The sequence below is a fragment of the Streptomyces sp. 5-10 genome (assembly GCF_014712245.1).
GTDB classification, from domain to species: Bacteria; Actinomycetota; Actinomycetes; order Streptomycetales; family Streptomycetaceae; genus Streptomyces; species Streptomyces violaceusniger.
Genome location: NZ_JACVYG010000001.1, coordinates 36,810 through 52,373, shown reverse-complemented (window position 1 = coordinate 52,373; position 15,564 = coordinate 36,810). Strand labels below are relative to the sequence as shown.

Annotated in this window: 11 protein-coding genes; 3 read left to right on the top strand and 8 right to left on the bottom strand. The window is 69.5% G+C overall.

What is annotated here, in order from left to right; all coding sequences use genetic code 11:
* Window positions 1–170 precede the first annotated feature (170 nt).
* The 4 genes from IEJ02_RS00250 to IEJ02_RS00235 all read right to left on the bottom strand — a co-directional run bounded on the left by IEJ02_RS00250 (window position 171) and on the right by IEJ02_RS00235 (window position 5,868).
* Window positions 171–2,597: a beta-glucosidase H gene (locus IEJ02_RS00250; protein WP_317985680.1), complete on the bottom strand. Its 2,427-nt coding sequence runs from the start codon at window positions 2,595–2,597 to the stop codon at window positions 171–173.
* A gap of 99 nt (window positions 2,598–2,696) precedes the next feature.
* Complete coding sequence (locus IEJ02_RS00245) at window positions 2,697–3,509, bottom strand: carbohydrate ABC transporter permease (protein WP_191062757.1); 813 nt, start codon at window positions 3,507–3,509, stop codon at window positions 2,697–2,699.
* Window positions 3,509–4,489, bottom strand: coding sequence for a carbohydrate ABC transporter permease (locus tag IEJ02_RS00240; protein WP_191062756.1), 981 nt, complete (start codon window positions 4,487–4,489; stop codon window positions 3,509–3,511). The genes IEJ02_RS00245 and IEJ02_RS00240 overlap by 1 nt, the downstream gene beginning before the upstream one ends.
* 2 nt (window positions 4,490–4,491) lie before the next feature.
* A complete protein-coding gene (locus IEJ02_RS00235) occupies window positions 4,492–5,868 on the bottom strand; it encodes an ABC transporter substrate-binding protein (protein ID WP_191062755.1) in 1,377 nt (458 codons plus the stop codon).
* Window positions 5,869–6,004: 136 nt separating this feature from the next.
* On the opposite strand from IEJ02_RS00235, the gene IEJ02_RS00230 reads away from it, so the two are divergent.
* Window positions 6,005–6,748 (top strand): GntR family transcriptional regulator, encoded by a 744-nt coding sequence (locus IEJ02_RS00230; RefSeq protein WP_191062754.1) that lies wholly within the window; start codon window positions 6,005–6,007, stop codon window positions 6,746–6,748.
* 132 nt (window positions 6,749–6,880) lie between these two features.
* Here IEJ02_RS00230 and IEJ02_RS00225 read toward each other — a convergent pair whose 3' ends face one another.
* The 3 genes from IEJ02_RS00225 to IEJ02_RS00215 are packed head-to-tail and all read right to left on the bottom strand — an operon-like array spanning window position 6,881 to window position 10,109.
* On the bottom strand, window positions 6,881–7,930 hold the full coding sequence (locus tag IEJ02_RS00225; RefSeq protein WP_191062753.1) for a BadF/BadG/BcrA/BcrD ATPase family protein: 1,050 nt from the start codon (window positions 7,928–7,930) through the stop codon (window positions 6,881–6,883).
* Window positions 7,927–9,228 carry a family 4 glycosyl hydrolase gene (locus IEJ02_RS00220; RefSeq protein WP_191062752.1) on the bottom strand — a complete coding sequence of 434 codons (1,302 nt, stop codon included), beginning with the start codon at window positions 9,226–9,228 and terminating at the stop codon, window positions 7,927–7,929. The genes IEJ02_RS00225 and IEJ02_RS00220 overlap by 4 nt, the downstream gene beginning before the upstream one ends.
* A gap of 56 nt (window positions 9,229–9,284) precedes the next feature.
* Window positions 9,285–10,109 (bottom strand): 6-phosphogluconolactonase, encoded by an 825-nt coding sequence (locus tag IEJ02_RS00215; protein ID WP_191062751.1) that lies wholly within the window; start codon window positions 10,107–10,109, stop codon window positions 9,285–9,287.
* 281 nt (window positions 10,110–10,390) lie between these two features.
* Between IEJ02_RS00215 and IEJ02_RS00210 the strand changes: the two genes are divergently transcribed.
* Window positions 10,391–11,689, top strand: coding sequence for an alpha/beta hydrolase family protein (locus IEJ02_RS00210; RefSeq protein WP_191062750.1), 1,299 nt, complete (start codon window positions 10,391–10,393; stop codon window positions 11,687–11,689).
* Between the two features lie 257 nt (window positions 11,690–11,946).
* Window positions 11,947–13,536, top strand: a complete 1,590-nt coding sequence (locus IEJ02_RS00205) for a tannase/feruloyl esterase family alpha/beta hydrolase (protein ID WP_191062749.1) — start codon at window positions 11,947–11,949, stop codon at window positions 13,534–13,536.
* A gap of 99 nt (window positions 13,537–13,635) precedes the next feature.
* Here the strand turns inward: IEJ02_RS00205 and IEJ02_RS00200 are convergent, their stop codons facing one another.
* Window positions 13,636–14,934 carry a poly(ethylene terephthalate) hydrolase family protein gene (locus IEJ02_RS00200; protein ID WP_191062748.1) on the bottom strand — a complete coding sequence of 433 codons (1,299 nt, stop codon included), beginning with the start codon at window positions 14,932–14,934 and terminating at the stop codon, window positions 13,636–13,638.
* Window positions 14,935–15,564 lie beyond the last annotated feature (630 nt).

The following is a 15,564-nucleotide window of genomic DNA, read 5'->3' as shown; positions in this document are numbered from 1 at the left end:
GGAACGCGGTGGCGACGGCGCGCGGCCCGGGGTACGGCCATGCGGCCGCATCCGGGCCTGAGGGGACGCCGTCGCGGTGACGACGGAAGCGGGCCCCCGCCGTCCTGGGCAAGTGCCCCGGCCCGGGGGTCAGGTCCCGGGCCGGGGCACGTAGGTGGGGGCGTCCCGGGTCAGACGTTGATCGTCGTCGCCAGGCGACGGTCCGTGATCGAGCGGCCGACCTCGATCTCGTACGAACCGTTCACAAGAGACCACGTGCTGGTCTTCTCGTCCCATATTTCGAACGCGCGCAGCGGGAGGCCGATGGTGACCTCGGTGCCCTCGCCGGGCCCGGCCTCGACACCGGCGAAGCCCGCCAGCCAGCGGGCGGGGCGCTCGGCGTCCGGCTCGCTGGGGGAGAGGTAGACCTGAACGACCTCGCGGCCCGCGCGCTCACCGGAGTTGTGGAGGCGGACGGTCACTGTGGTGCCGTCGGACTCGACGGACTCGTAGGTCCAGTCGGTGTAGCCGAGCCCGTGTCCGAAGGCGTAGGCCGGGGTGCGGCCCGCCTTCTCCCAGGCGCGGTATCCGATGAACACGCCTTCGGAGTAGGGGAGTTCACCGTCCTCCGGGACCACTTGGGTGACCGGGGCATCGTCGAGGGAGCCCCAGGTGGTGGGGAGGCGGCCGTCGGGTTCATGGGCACCGGTGAGCACGTCGGCGAGGGCCGCGCCGGCCTCCTGGCCGGGGAACCAGCTCAGCAGCACGGCGGCGACCTCCTCCCGCCACGGAAGCTCCACCGGGGAGCCGGAGTTGACGATCACCACGGTGCGGGGATTGGCGGCGGCGACGGCGCGGACCAGGTCGTCCTGGCGGCCGGGGAGACGCAGATCGGTGCGGTCGAAGCCCTCCGACTCGACCCGTTCGGTGGTGGCGACGACGACCACGGCGGTGTCGGCGGCGCGGGCGGCCTCGACCGCCTCGGCGATCAGTTCATCGGGGTCGCGCCGCGGCCCCTGGTGGGCGAGGGCGAAGGTGATGTCCCTCATGAGGGCCTCGTCCTCGGACACCGCGACGTCGTGGGTGAGGGAGACCGCGACGGGTTCGCCGGCGGTGAGTTCTGCCTCGGCGCGGGGCACCGGGGCGTCGAAGATCCCCGCGAAGGGGTCCTCGTTGTCGAGGTGCTGGATGTCGTCGTAGTACGTGATGCCGCCGACGCTGAGCCGGAACGCGCCGATCCCCTTGATGCCGAAGGTGTGCGGGCCGGTCTCGCGCGGGGTGAAGGTGCCGGTGAGCTCGATGGTGTGGAGGCGTTCGGGGGTGACGCCCTCGGGGAGGTCCGAACCGTTCCAGTGGATCTGCCCGTCGGGGACGCCGCGGGTGCCGAGGACCGTGCCGTCGGCGCCCCGGCAGACGGCGCGGAGCTCGAAGCCCTGGCCGGCGATGGCGGGTTCGGTACTGGGGTCGGCGCCGACGGCGTAGCTGAGGGTGCCCTCGGGGAGGGCGGCGGTCAGGCCGTCGAGCGGGGAGACGATCCGGGAGGGGAAGACGGTGGCGGAGCCGCCCCCGAGGACACGGGCGTCGCGGGCGGCGGCGCCGATCAGCGCCACCGTTCCGGGCTTCAGCGGCAGGGCTTCGCGCTCGTTGCGGACCAGGACGAAGGAGCGGCGGGCGATCTCGCGGGCCAGGTCCTCGCCGTCGATGAGGTCCGGCAGGTCGGTGACGACGGGGCTCGCGCCCTCCAGGATGCCGACGCGGGCGGCGAGCCGCAGCACGTTGCGCACGGCGTCGTCGACCGTGGCCTCCTCGACCCGGCCGTCCCGTACCGCCTGGGCGAGGGCGTCGCCGTAGACCGTCGTCGGGCCGGGCATGGCGACGTCGAGGCCGCCCTCGATGGCGCCCTTCGTCGACCGGGCGGCCGTCCAGTCCGAGACGTTGAAGCCGTCGAAGCCCCATTCAGCGCGCAGGATCTCGTTCACCAGGTGGCGGTGCTCGGTCATCGTCGTGCCGTTGACCGCGTTGTAGGCGGTCATGATGCCCCAGGGGCGGGCGTTCGCGACGATGAACTCGAAGGGAGCCAGGTACAGCTCGCGCAGGGCGCGCTCGGAGATCAGGTTGTTCACGGTGAAGCGGTCGGTCTCGGCGTCGTTGGCGACGAAGTGCTTGGCCGTGGTGCCGACGCCCCCGGACTGGACGCCGTTCACATAGCCGGAGCCGATGACGCCGGTCAGATACGGATCCTCGCTGTAGGCCTCGAAGTGGCGGCCGCCGAGCGGGGAGCGGTGCAGGTTGACGGTGGGGGCGAGCAGGACGTGCACACCCTTGCGGCGGGCCTCCTGGGCGAGCAGGACGCCGGCGCGGTGGGCCAGGTCCTGGTCCCAGGTCGCGGCGAGCGCGGTCGGGGACGGCAGGGCGATCGACGGGTCGTCGGCGGCCCAGCGCACACCGCGCACCCCGATCGGGCCGTCGGACATGACCAGGGACTTCAGGCCGATCTCGGGGAGCGCCGGCAGGGACCACCTGTCCTGCCCGGACAGGAGCCGGGCCTTCGCGCTCAGATCGAGCCTGGCGAGGGCCGCCTCGACGACCGCCTCGCGGGCCCGCTCCGCCTGTGCCACGAGGGCACCTCCTCGTTGAAAGCCATTCATCAAGCAACCATTCGCGGTGAAGAGGTACATTTCTTGGTGTTTTATTACATTTTGTAGCGGACCGGTGTCTCAGCCCTTGACCGCGCCGGAGAGCATGCCGCGGATGAACTGCCGTTGGCAGAACACATACAGCCCCACGACCGGGACGGAGATCAGCACCGCCGCCGCCGCGAGCAGGTTGACGTGCACCAGGTAGCGGCCGGAGAAGGCACCCAGGCCCAGCGTCATCGGCTGGTGAGCCGGGTCGGAGACCAGGATCAGCGAGAGGAAGTAGTCGTTCCAGGTCCACATGAAGTTGAGCAGCACAAAGGTGACGATCGCGGGCCGGGAGATCGGCAGATAGATCCGCCACAGCGCGCTCCAGGTGCCGGCGCCGTCCACCTGAGCCGACTCGCCGATGCTGGACGGCACCGTACGGAAGGCCGCGCGCATCCAGAACGCGCCGAAGCTCACGCCCGTGCCGACATGCGCGAGGATGATGCCCTGGTAGGTGTCGGTCAGCCCCTGCGACTGGAAGTCGTAGTACAGCGGGACGACGATCGCCTCCAGCGGGATCATGATCCCGAAGAGCATCACCGGAAAGAGTAGCTTTTCCCCCACCACCCCCAGCACTCCGAAGGCGTAGCCGCTGAGGATCGCCAGCACGGTCGAGACGGCCACCGCCGTACCGGTGATGATCAGGCTGGACTTCAGATATTGAGTGAGACCGGCCTGCTGCCAGGCATCGGTGAAGTTGGACCACTGCATATGACCGAGGTCCAGCGACCCGGTGATCTCGGGGCTCACCGCGACGCCCAGGGTCCAGATCACCGGGAAGAGCACAGCGGCGGCGAGCAGGGTCAGAAAGGCGTAGTTGAAGGCCTTTTCCCATGGGGAGATCATCAGTCGTCACCTTCGGAGAGCTTGACCACGGCCAGCGACACGATCAGCGCGACCACCGCCAGCACCACGCCGATGGCACAGGCCGCGCCGACGTCCGGATTGCTGAAGGCCCGCTTGTAGAGCACCACGGTGGGGGTGATGGTGGAGGTGCCCGGGCCACCCTTGGTGGTGAGCCAGACGATGTCGAAGACCCTGATCGCGCCGAGCAGGGTGAGGGTCAGCGCCACGGCGAGCTGTCCGCGCAGACCCGGCAGGGTCACCGTGAAGAACTCCCGTACCGGACCCGCGCCGTCCATGCGTGCGGCGTCGTAGAGCTCGTTCGGGATGTTCTGCGCCCCGGCCGCGAACAGCACCATGCACAGCCCGAACGCCCCCCAGGTTCCGGCCAGGCCGAGGGCGGGCAGCGCCCAGGTGAAGTCGCCCAGCCAGCCACGGGTCAGCCCGCCCAGACCGAAGGCGGTGAGCACGCTGTTGAGGGGCCCGCCCGGGGCGTAGATCTGCTTCCACACCACCGCGACGACGGCCGGGGTGAGCACCTGGGGAAGGAAGATGATCCAGCGGTAGACCCCGGCACCGCGCGTGTCCTTGCGTGCGGTCAGCGCCGCACTCACCATCCCCAGGATGACCGGCAGGAGAGAGAAGAAGACGATGAAGAACAGGGTGTGGCCGACCGCCTGCCGCAGCGTCGGATCGGAGAGGAAGTCGGTGTAGTTCTCCAGCCCCGCCCAGGTGGCCGCGGTGATTCCATCCCAGTGGTAGAAGGACAGCCGCACCCCCTGCCCGGCCGGTAGCAGCACCACGCCTGCGTAGATCAGCAGTGCGGGGGCGAGGTACACCAGCCCCAACTGGCGGCGGCGCCGGCGCGAGGACCGCCGAGGGCGGTTCGTGCGCCGTGGGGGACGGATGGCTTCGGGACCCGCGGTGGCGGGCGCGGCCACGGAGACGGCCTCGGAGGTATGGCTTTCGTTGAGTGTGGCCATGACTACCTCGCCAGGCCCTTCACAAAGGCGGTGGCGTCCTCGTCGGCGGCGGTGACCACCGCTTTCGGCGTGGACTTTCCGGCCAGCGCGTTCTGCATGGCGCGGTTGATGGTGTCCAGCATCGTCGGCGTGGTCCAGTCCAGATAGGGCACGGATGTGCCCTCCGCCGATATCTGCCCGGCGATGGCCACATCGTCGGCGAACAGCGGATCCCCGGCGGGGGCCTTCACATCCGGGTGCAGCAGCGGCATCGTCCCGTGCCGTACGGCGAGCTCGGCGGCCCGCTCACTGGCCGCGAACTGGAGGAAGGCCGCGGCGGCGTCGGCGTGCTTGGACTTCGAGGCGATGGAGAAGTTGGTCGCGGAGGAGGCCGTGGCCACCGGCTTGCCGCCGTCCGCACGGGGCAGGACGAACGAGCCGAAGCCCTTGGACTGCCCTGGCTTGAACGGCAGCGAGCCCGAGTAGTTGAAGTGGAACAGGCCTTTGCCATTGACGAAGGACTGGGCGGCGTCGTCCGAGGCGGTCCCGGCGTAGTCCTTGGCCAGGTAGCCCTTGTCGGACCACTGCTTGAAGGCGGACACCGCCTGCGGGAAGCCGGTCTGGGCGATCTTCACCTTGTCGTGCGAGTAGATGAAGTCGGAGATCTTGCTCTGTGCGCCCAAGGCGTTCATCAGCGAGAAGAGCGGCATGGTGATGCCGACCTGGTCCGAGGTGCCCACCGTGATGGGGGCGATGCCCTCCGCCTTGGCCTTGGCGAGAGCGGCCTGGAATTCGGCGTAGCTGTGCGGGACCTTGGCCCCGATCTTCTGGAGCAGGGCCCGGTTGTAGTAGACCTCGATCAGCGAGGCGCGGGCGACGGGGGTGCCGAACATCGAGCCGGTGCCCATCTGCTTGCCGTCGGGGCTGAACTCGTGCTCGCTCAGGATGGACTGCGGGAAGGACCGCTTCCATCCGTAGGCCTTGGCGTAGTTGTCCAGGTTGAGCACCAGCCCGCCGCGAACGAGGGTTCCCAGCGACTGCCAGCCGTTGTTGGCCGGAACGATGTCCGGGGGGTTGGCGGACTTCAGCTTGAGCGGCAGGGCGGCCATCACCTGGTCCCAGGGCAGCGAGTTCCGCTCGATGGTGATGTTGGGGTACTTCTTCTCGAACGCCGTGACGACGTCCTTCATCCAGGCGTTGTCGGGATCGCCGGTGAAGTAGTCCAGTATGTGCAACGTGACCTCGCCCATCGCGGCTGGATCGGTGGCGACCGCGCCTGGTTTCGCGGAGTTGTCCGCACTGTTTCCGTTGGTGCCCGGCATGCAGCCGGCGAGCAGGCCGGCCGCCGCCAAAGGCGCCAGCGCGCCGGCGATCCGTCGAGTTCTGCGGTGCGAGACCACGATGTCTCCTGTCCTCGATGGGTGTCCCGAAAGCCCGGATACGGGCGAGCCTAAAGCGCAGCAGACCACTTAGTCCAGATGTAGGAAGCTGGTTTGTTTACTCCACTCGGCAGACCAGTCTTGGTAACGTAAGGGCATGACGAGCGTGGAGGACACCAAGGCGGGGGCCGCCGTCGCGCAGACCTACCGCCGACTCAGCGACGCGTTGCGCCGAGGGGTCTATGCAGCGGGAAGCCGGTTGCCGGGGGAGCGGGACCTCGCCGCGGACCTCGGAGTCAGCCGCTCCACCCTGCGCCTGGCGCTGGGCCGGCTGGCCGAGGAGAACAAGCTGGAACGCTCCTCGCAGCGCGGCTGGTTCGTCCGCCGTAACGTCGTCGGCGAACCGCCGAGCACCCTGCAGAGCTTCTCCGAGATGGCGCGCGCCCGCGGGCTGCGCCCGGAGTCCGAGGTGCTGCGCCGCCGCGCCCGCCCGGCCACCTTCGAAGAGGCCGAGCAACTGTCCGTCGCTCCCGCCTCCCGGGTCCTCGAACTGCGGAGGCTGCGCCGTATGGACGGAGTGCCGGTGTGCGTGGACTCCAGCGTGGTGGTCCTGGCCCTCGCACCCCAGCTGGCCGGGATCGACCTCACCGACCGTTCCCTGTACGAGACGTTGGAGCAGGACTGCGGACTGCGCATCGCCCGCAGCTCCTACACCGTCCACGCGGCGGCGGCCGACCAGGCCACCGCCGAGCTGCTGGACATCGAGCCGGGCGACCCGGTGCTGATCGGCGAGGAGCTGACCTACGCCGACGACGGCTCGCTGTTGCTGACCGGACGGATGGTCTACCGCAGCGATGCCTACCGCTTCCAGGCCGACCTGTTCCGCCCGGTGCGCCCCTGACGCCGCCTTGAGGAGGCGGACGAACGCCGGGGCGCCGCGTGCATGTACGGCGAGTCGTGCGGATGGAACCGGCCCACCGACCCAGGTGGCCGGGCGTCTCAAGTGGCCGGGCGTCTCAGGTGGCCGGGCGTCTCAAGTGGCCAGGAACTCCCGGGGCGGCAGGCTCCCCGTCACCTTCTCCAGCGCGGCGTCGGCCACCACCGGGTCCGCCAACGCCACCCCGCCCTCGGCGAGGGCGTCCAGCAGCGCACCGGCCACCGGTGGCAGGGAGCCGCGGTGCAGCACCGCTCCGGGGACGTGCGCGGGCAGCTCCGCCAACAGCGCGTCGGCGACCGGAGAGCCCTCCGCCATCAGGACCGAGCCCGACAGCACGACGCTCACCGGCCCTTCCGCCCGCGCCAGCCCGGTTCGCCGCGCGGCCACCCCGGCGTACTGGGCCAGATGGCGTCCTTGGGCCCGGGCGATCTCCACCGCCGCCGGATCACCCGCCGCGGCCACCGCCGCGACCACGCGGGCGCAGCTGTTCCGCTCCCGGCCGGAGGCACGGCCCTGACGGCGAGTGAGCCAGTGGTTGAGGGCCGCCACGGTGGGCTTGCCGTAGTGCGCGAGCAGGGCTTCGGTCAGGGCGGTCGGCGGGGCGAGCCCCAACTCGGCCAGGAAGACCGCCCGGAACGCCTCGTTCGCCAGGCCCGTGGCGCCCATGGGGTACTGACCCCACCAGCCCATGTCCCACAGCTCACCGCCGGGCCCGCGGGCGGCGATCGCCCCCGACGTCCCGCCGGTCACCGAGACGCCGACGCCGCGGGCATCGCCGCACCGGATGGCGGCGTAGCCGTCGTTGAGGATGCTGCGCCTGGTCAGGACGCCGGGACAATGGCGCGTCAGGGCCGTGTCCCAGGAGCGCTGGTCCTCGGGCCAGTCGACCCCGGCCAGCCGGAAGGCCGCGCTCCCGACGGCCCGGAGGTCCGCCCCGGCCTGGGCCAGGGCAGCCCGCACCGCCGCCAGCACCTCGGACACCGCGATCTCGGGGGTCGGCGCCCCGTAGATGTCCCCACAGCCCGAACGCCCGGCGCCCACCACCTCACCGGAGGCGGTGGACACCAGGGCCGCGGTCTTGCTGTTGCCCGCGTCCACGCCCAGGTAGAGCGCGGACGCGGGACATGCCGTCTGCTCCCGCGTCACGGCAGCAGACGCTCCGGCAGCCAGGCCCGCTGCGCCGTGGCCAGCTCGGCGTACAGCGCCTCGGCCACCGGCAGCGAGGGCACCAGCGGATTGGCCGTCATGGCTCGGACGGCGTCCGCGGCGTTGCCCTCCCAGGCCGCCTTGGCGGTGAGGATCTGGTACTCGGCCAGCTGCTGGACGATGCCACGCACCGAGTGCGGCAGCGGCTTCTGCTGCTCGGGGTGGAAGCCGGTACCGTCCACGGTGCCCCACAGCTCGACGACGGTCGACTCCTCGAATCCGGGCAGCCAGCCGCCGGTGTTGGTGATGTTGAAGGGGAGACGCGCCGGGGCGTCGTTGTAGAACGCGCTGATCGCCTCGATGGCGAGCTCCAGCTCGTGGATCCCGCCGCGCGAGCGGTCCTTCTCGAGCTGCGGGGCGTCGGAGGCGGCCTGCTCCCGGTAGTGCTCCCAGTAGTCGGGCAGCGAGTCCAGGATGACCTCGGAGCGGGTCTTGGCGGCCAGCTGCCGCTCGCGCAGGATCTCGTCCTTGAAGTAGTAGTAGTTGAAGTAGTCCGAGGGAATGGACTCCATCGCCACCGCCAGGTGCAGCGCACGCATGCCGTTGCGGTCCTCGGTGGGCTTGTCCTTGAGCGCCTCGTAGCGCTCGCGCAGGATCGGGAAGGCGTCCTGGCCGTCGTAGGTCGCCTCGTTCGACCAGCAGTTGTGGTTGACGCCGACGAGGTTGGCCTTGAGCTTGTCCGGGTCGAGCCCGGCGGCCTTGGCGACGACCGGCGGGAAGACGATCGGGCCCTCGCAGAAGGAGACGATCGGGATGTCGGTGTAGTCGGAGACCGCCTGCGAGACGATGTTGACCGGGTTCGTGTAGTTGAAGATCCGGGCGCGGGGGGCGACGTCGGCCAGATTGGCGCAGACCTCCTTGATGATGTTGATCGAGCGCAGCGCCATCATCATGCCGCCCGGCCCCTGCGTCTCCTGACCGATGACCCCGTACTTGAGCGGGATCCGCTCGTCCAGCGCCCGGGCCTCGAAGCCGCCGGGACGGTAGCTGCTGAGCACGGCGTCGACGTCGCGCAGGCCCTCGCGCTGGTCGGTCGCGGTGCTGATGGTGATGTCGAGGCCCGCGTTGCGGGCCATCTTCTCGGTGATGGTCCGGACCACGTCGAGCCGGTCCTGATCGAGGTCGATCAGCACGAACTCGGAGCCGTCGAACTCCTTGCCGTGGTGCATGAAGGAGGCCATGGTCCCCGCTCCACGCGAGGAGCCCCCACCGAGGTAGGCAATCTTGACGCGAGCCATCGATCCTCCAGGATCTCTTGGTGATTCAGCTTGGGATTCCGATGTGAGCTGCGGCTTCAGAGCGAGGTGAGTGCCGCTGAGGCGGCCACTGCCGCCTGGTCGAGGTAGAGCCGCGGGTGCGCGCAGTCGGTGAAGACGGTGGCCGGCCAGTCGGCCTCGTACCCTTCCGCCCGGGCGAGCCGCGCCGCCGCCTTGCCCTTGTCGCCGCCGTGGGCCACCATCACCACCCGCTTGGACTGCGTACGGATGGTGTCGATGCCGACCGTGACCCCGTAGCGAGGAACGTCGTCCAGGCCCCCGAACGTCGGGAAGGTCGCCAGGTTGTCGGTCCTGGTCTGGTCGCCCAGCGGGACCACCCTGGTCCGCGAGTCCGCCGGGCTGCCCGCCGGGTTGAAAGCGATGTGTCCATCGCCCGCCCCGGAGGCCAGCAGGAACAGATCGATCCCGCCGAGCTCAGCGATCCGCAGGTCATAGGCTTCGGGATCGGCCGGATCCGGCCCCCACAGCCGCTCCGGCTCGATTCCCCGTCCCGGCCCCGCCGCGGCGTTCATCCGTGCCACGATCTCCTCCCGCCCGAAGCGGAGGCAGCTGTGCGGCAGACCTGAGTCGATCGCGCGGTACTCCCAGCCGGGCGACCCCAGCGGTGAGGCCTCGACGTACTCGTCCATCATCACGATGACGACGTGTCCCAGGTCCAGCCGCCGCGCGGCCACCTCGTCCGCCAGCGCCCGGTAGGTGCTGGCGGCACTGCGCCCGCCCGGGCACCCGAGCGCATACGGCCGTCCCGCTCGCGCGGCATTCTCGATTTCCACGGCGATCTCCGCGGCCAGCTTGCGCCCCAGGGCCTCTGGGTCCGGGAAGACGATCGGCGACACCCGCACAGGAGGAACTCCCTCTCGGTCAACTCTTTCGCAGACCAGTTACGCCACTGACCATACTGTGGTCTGACTGGTATAGGCAATGCTCAAAAGGTGACGTCGTGGCGGGGAGGGCGGCGGGAGACCAGCTCAGTCCCCGCCGTCACCCGGCTCGCGGTCGGTGCGCCACCGCGGGTCCGGTGGCCGAGGACGGGATCGTCTTGTCCATGGTGGGCTTGAGTGCACCATGGACACGGGGGCGTCTGGGATGTCGATGCGAACAGTGAGTCCGTAACGTCTCCGACATGAGTGATGAGAGATGCAAAACCCAAGAAAGACGGACCAGTTGGCCGATGCGGAAAAGGCTCTCCGGCGTGGCGGCCATGCTCCTCGCCGGATTCGCCGGATTCGCTGTCGCGCCGTTCGCCACGGCGGCGGAGCGCGACACCGCCCACCGCGGCACTGCCTACCGCGACACCGTCCACCGCGGCACTGTCGTCTCCGTCGTCCCGGTCGCCGACCGTGACGCCGGGCAGGTCAGGGAATTCCTGGCCGGGAGCGACATCGCGACCGATTCGGTCCGGTACGGCGTACGGGCGTACCGGCTGACGTACCGGACCGTGGACCCATATGGGAAACCCACGACGGCAACCGGTCTCCTCACCCTTCCCAAGGGCGGAACCCAGCGGCTCGACCTCGTCTCGGACACGCATGGCACCATGGTCAAGCGCACCTACGCGCCCTCCGCGAGCGAGGACTTGGGCCGCGTGCCGTCGTATCTGAACGCATCGGCCGGGCGTGCGGTAGCCGCGCCCGACTATCTGGGGCTCGGTGAGGGGCCGGGCCCGCACCCGTACATGGACACCCGCTCCGCCGTCACCGCCTCCGTCGATATGCTGCGCGCCGCCCGCGCGACCGCGGACCGGCTCGGCCGTCCGCTCACCGGTGACGTCTACGCGACCGGATTCTCGCAGGGCGGCCAGGTCGCGATGGCGCTCGGCCGGGCGCTGGACGGGGGTGCGGACCAGCACTTCCGGCTGAAGGCGCTGGCCCCGGTGAGCGGGCCGTACGACCTGGCGGGCCAGGAGGTCCCGGCCCTGTTCGACGGTCGGGTCAACGACACCAGCGGTGTCTTCTACATCGCGTACTGGCTGGTCGCCCAGAACCGGCTGCATCACTTCTCCAAGGACCCGGGCGAGGTCTTCCGTGCGCCGTACGCAAGCCACGTGGAGTCACTCTTCGACGGAACGCACGATGAGGATGACGTGATCAAGGGCCTCGCCCCGTCGGTGAAGCAACTGCTCACGCCCGCCTTCTACGACCGTCTGCGGCACCCGACCGGCCCGCTGCTGGACGCCATGCGCTCGGCCGATCACACCTGCGACTGGAGGCCCGACGCCCCGGTGCGGCTGTACGCGGGGGCGGCCGACACCGACGTGCCGATCGGGAACGCGCGCAGTTGCGCGCTCCAGCTTGCCGCTCACCAGGCACACGTTCCCGTCGTGAACCAGGGCGAGGTGGACCACTTCGGGTCCTTCGCGGTGTCGGCACCGCAGGTGGCGCGTTGGTTCAATGCGCTGGCCGGACGCGGATCGCCACGGTAACTCATCGCCGCGGTAACGACGTGAGCGAGTCGGCGGAGTCAGGACACTCGGGGTCAGTGACCCTGGTGAAGAGGTGCTGATTCCCTCGCGCCCGCTGAACCGAACAGTGCGCGACGATCTCGGGGCCGAGATTTATGTGCACATGGCATGAAGAGATGTCGGTTTGATGCTGGACGCCGATTCGGTGTTGTCCGGAGACTCTCGCGTAGCGCCCATGACCGCGCTGTCCATGCCCTGTTCCCCCTGATGGAGGACTGATGACGATCGCGTTCGCATGGTTTCGGCGCGTTCTGGCCACCCTGGCCTCCACCTCGGCGGTGCTGTTCCTGATTCTGCCGACCGTGGCCACGGCTGACGATTCTCGAAGCGGATGCGCCGATCTGACGGGCCTCCGGCTGCCGGACGCGACGGTGAGCGTCGCTGAGTCCGTGCCCGTCGGGCAGTACACCGCCCCCGACGGCCGGACGATGCCCGTACCGGCGTTCTGTCGGGTGCGCGGAGTCGCCAAACCAGTACCGGATTCGACTATCGGGTTCGAGGTCTGGCTGCCCCAGCGGGGCTGGAACGACCGATTGGTCATGTTCGGCAACGGCGGATACAGCTCGGCCATCGACTTCGGTTCCATGGGCCGTCTGCTGTCCGCCGGATACGTCACCGTCGGCACGGATACCGGGCACACTGGCGATGACCCGGACGTCTTCATGCAGGGCGCGGCCAACCCGGAGATCATCGTGGACTGGGGGCACCGTGCGGTACATGAGTCCATCGTGAATGCGAAGCGAGTGGTGAAGGCGTTCACCGGTGCGAAACCGGGCTATTCCTATTTCGTCGGCTGCTCCACGGGCGGTCAGCAGGCGCTGATGGAGGCACAGCGTTATCCGAACGATTTCGACGGCATCGTGGCCGGGGCGCCTGGCAACGACCGGATCAGCCTCAATGCCGGATTCCTCTGGCAGTACCTGAACAACCATGAGGCGGGCGATGACAGCCGTCCCGTCATTCCCGCCTCGAAGCTCCGCCTGCTCACCGAGGCCGCGGTGCGGCAGTGCCGCGGCCAGGACGGCGGGAGCGCCACCGATGGCTTCCTCACCGATCCGACGCGGTGCTCGTTCGACCCGGGGCGCCTGCGCTGTTCCATGGACGACAGACCGTCCTGTCTGACGGATGAGCAGGTGCGGGCGGCACGGAAGATGTACGCCGGGGCACGTGACCCGCGTACCGGACGGCAGGTCTACCCGGGCTGGCCTGTCGGCAGCGAGGCGCCGGTGGTGGATGCCTCGGGTGGCGTGCTGTCGGGTTGGAGCACGTACTGGGGCACCACCGAACCCGCGCGGGCCAACTTCTGGCGCTACTGGGTGTTCGGCGACCGGAACTGGAACTGGTGGAACTTCGACTACCACCGCGACCTGCGGTTCGCGCAAGCCAAGCTCGGCTCGATCATCGACGCGACGGATCCGGATCTGCGTCCCTTCCGGCGCGGCGGCGGAAAACTGCTGATGTACGCGGGCTGGGCCGACCCGGTCGTCTCGGCCTACGACACCATCAACTACTACCGACAGGTGATCCGGGCCACCTCCACCGGCCCGGCCGGGAGCGCCGACTCGGTCCGGCAGACGCAGCGGTTCGCCCGGCTGTTCACGGTGCCGGGCATGACCCACTGCGGCGGAGGCCCGGGGCCGAACGTGTTCGACGCACTCGGGCCGGTCGTGCGCTGGGTCGAGCAGGACATCGCGCCGACGGAGATCACCGCGACCAAGTACGTCAACGACGATCCAACACAGGGCACGGCCCTGACACGGACCCTGCGCCCCTATCCGTACGGGGCCACACGACAGGGGTGCGCATGACGTGGTCCCGGGGGCGCTCCGGAGTCCGCAGCCGAGGAAGTAGTGGGCATCGGCGGAGCGCTCCGGCGGCGGGCCGCGGAGCGCTCCCAGTGACCCGGTTCAGAACGGGCAGGTGTCCATCCAGCGCGTGACCAGGGAGGTGTTGTTCTTGTCGGCGTCGCGCACGGCGTCGCACAGGAACGGGCTGAAGCGGGTGTCGGCGCGCAGCCAGCGGCTGAGGAACGACACGATCCACTTGCCCTGCTTGGCCTTGTTGCCGGACCCGGTCATCGGGCAGAGGTGGTCGCCGGGAACCTCGATGTAGAGCTTCTCGGCCTGGGTCATGGAGTTGTACCAGGGCAGCGCGTACCTGTTGCCGGGTGCGGCGACATCGCTTTGACAGGTGAGGAAGAAGGTGGGCTCGGTGACACCGGAGAAGTTCGGGCTCGTGTGGAACGGGGCCGTGGGCACGCCGGCCTTGAAGCGGGAGTCGTCGCGGAGGGCCGCCATGACACCGCCGCCGCCCATCGAGTGACCGGCCGCGCCGAGTGTGCCGTTGAGCTTGCCGGAGACCGGGTTGCCGGTGGTGTTGCCGAGCGCGAGCAGTTGGGTGCCGGCGGCGCTGATCTGGCGGCCGCGCGATTCGGGATCGTCGGTCAGCGTATTGGTGCCGACGTTGATCACGACGAAGCCCCAGGAGGCGAGGCGGGGTGCGAGCCACTGCAGGTTCTGCTGGGTGCCCTGGTAGCCCGGCATCAGCACGACGCCCGGATATGAGCCCGTGGCCGTCGGGTAGGTGACGGTGCCGGACCCGTATCCGCTCGGGTTGGGAACGGTGTAGGCGGCGGTGGCCAGCGGCCCGTTCGTGGCCTCCAGCAAGGCGGTTGTCGGGTCCGGTATCCCGGCTCCGGGGGACGTGCCGCCAGCGGATCCGTATACCTGGAACTCCCGCAGCGAGTAGCCATGGGGAGTGCCGCGCTGCATGCCGTAGACGCGGACGTACCGGCCACTTCCGTTGACGTCGAGGGTCTGCACCCCGCCGGTGCCGGTGGTGGTCGAGTGAATGGTGGTCCAGGCCGTGCCGTTGTCCGAGGTCTGGATCTGGAATGCCCGGGCGTATCCGGCGTCCCAGCGCAGGACGATTCGGCTGATGGTGGCGGTGGTGCCCAGATCGACGCGTAGCCACTGGGGGTCGCTGAACTGGCTCGACCAGCGGGTCCCGGTGTTGCCGTCCATCGCCGCGGACGGGGGAGTGGACGTGTTCTCGGTGGACGAGGCGGTCGCGGGCTTGCCCTGCGACAGCAACTCGACCGCATTCGCGGTCTCGCCTTGGGACAACGGCACGGCAGTGGCCGTCGGCGGGGCAGAGACGGTCAGCAGGGCCAGGGCGATGGTGGTGGCCAGAGTGATCAGCAACATTACGGCGCGGGATCTGGTCCCTAAAGGCCACGTCGCGTCGGCCGGACAACGGGATGAGCGCATCAGTTTACCTCCGGTAAAGCACGCGGGTACATTCCGGGAAACGGAGTGCGCCCACACCGTAGGCTCCGCCGCATCTACCGTGAAGTGATTCCTTCGTCGAGCGGGAGGATAAATAAATGACCAGCACGCATCAATGACCCCTCATCGGAGATCGCCAATTATGCGGGAGGATCAGCCTGTTGTTCGGGTGCGGTGCCCTCACAGGAGCCGAGCTTCGACGCCGCCGTCGTATCGCAGGGAACCTGCGGGCGGCGCGCCCTGAGGCCAGTGGGGCGGGTCTCCCAGTTCGGAGCACACACCGCCTGACGCCCGGTCGTCGGTCAGCTTCCGCACCGCGAACTGTTCCAGCAACGGATCTTCATTGCGAGCCGAAGTGGTGGCCCAGGGCGAGGCTGGGGCCACAGCGCCGAGCGTGCCGCTGGTGCCGCGTGTGAGTCCGGACAGACCACACGCGACCTCGTCGAACACGCACGTGCGCCGGCCGCTTCGCCGCACCCCGCGGGTCAACGGGGGGGGCCGTGCATCGTCGCCCACAGGTGGGATCGGATAGGTCGCGCGACGGTACCC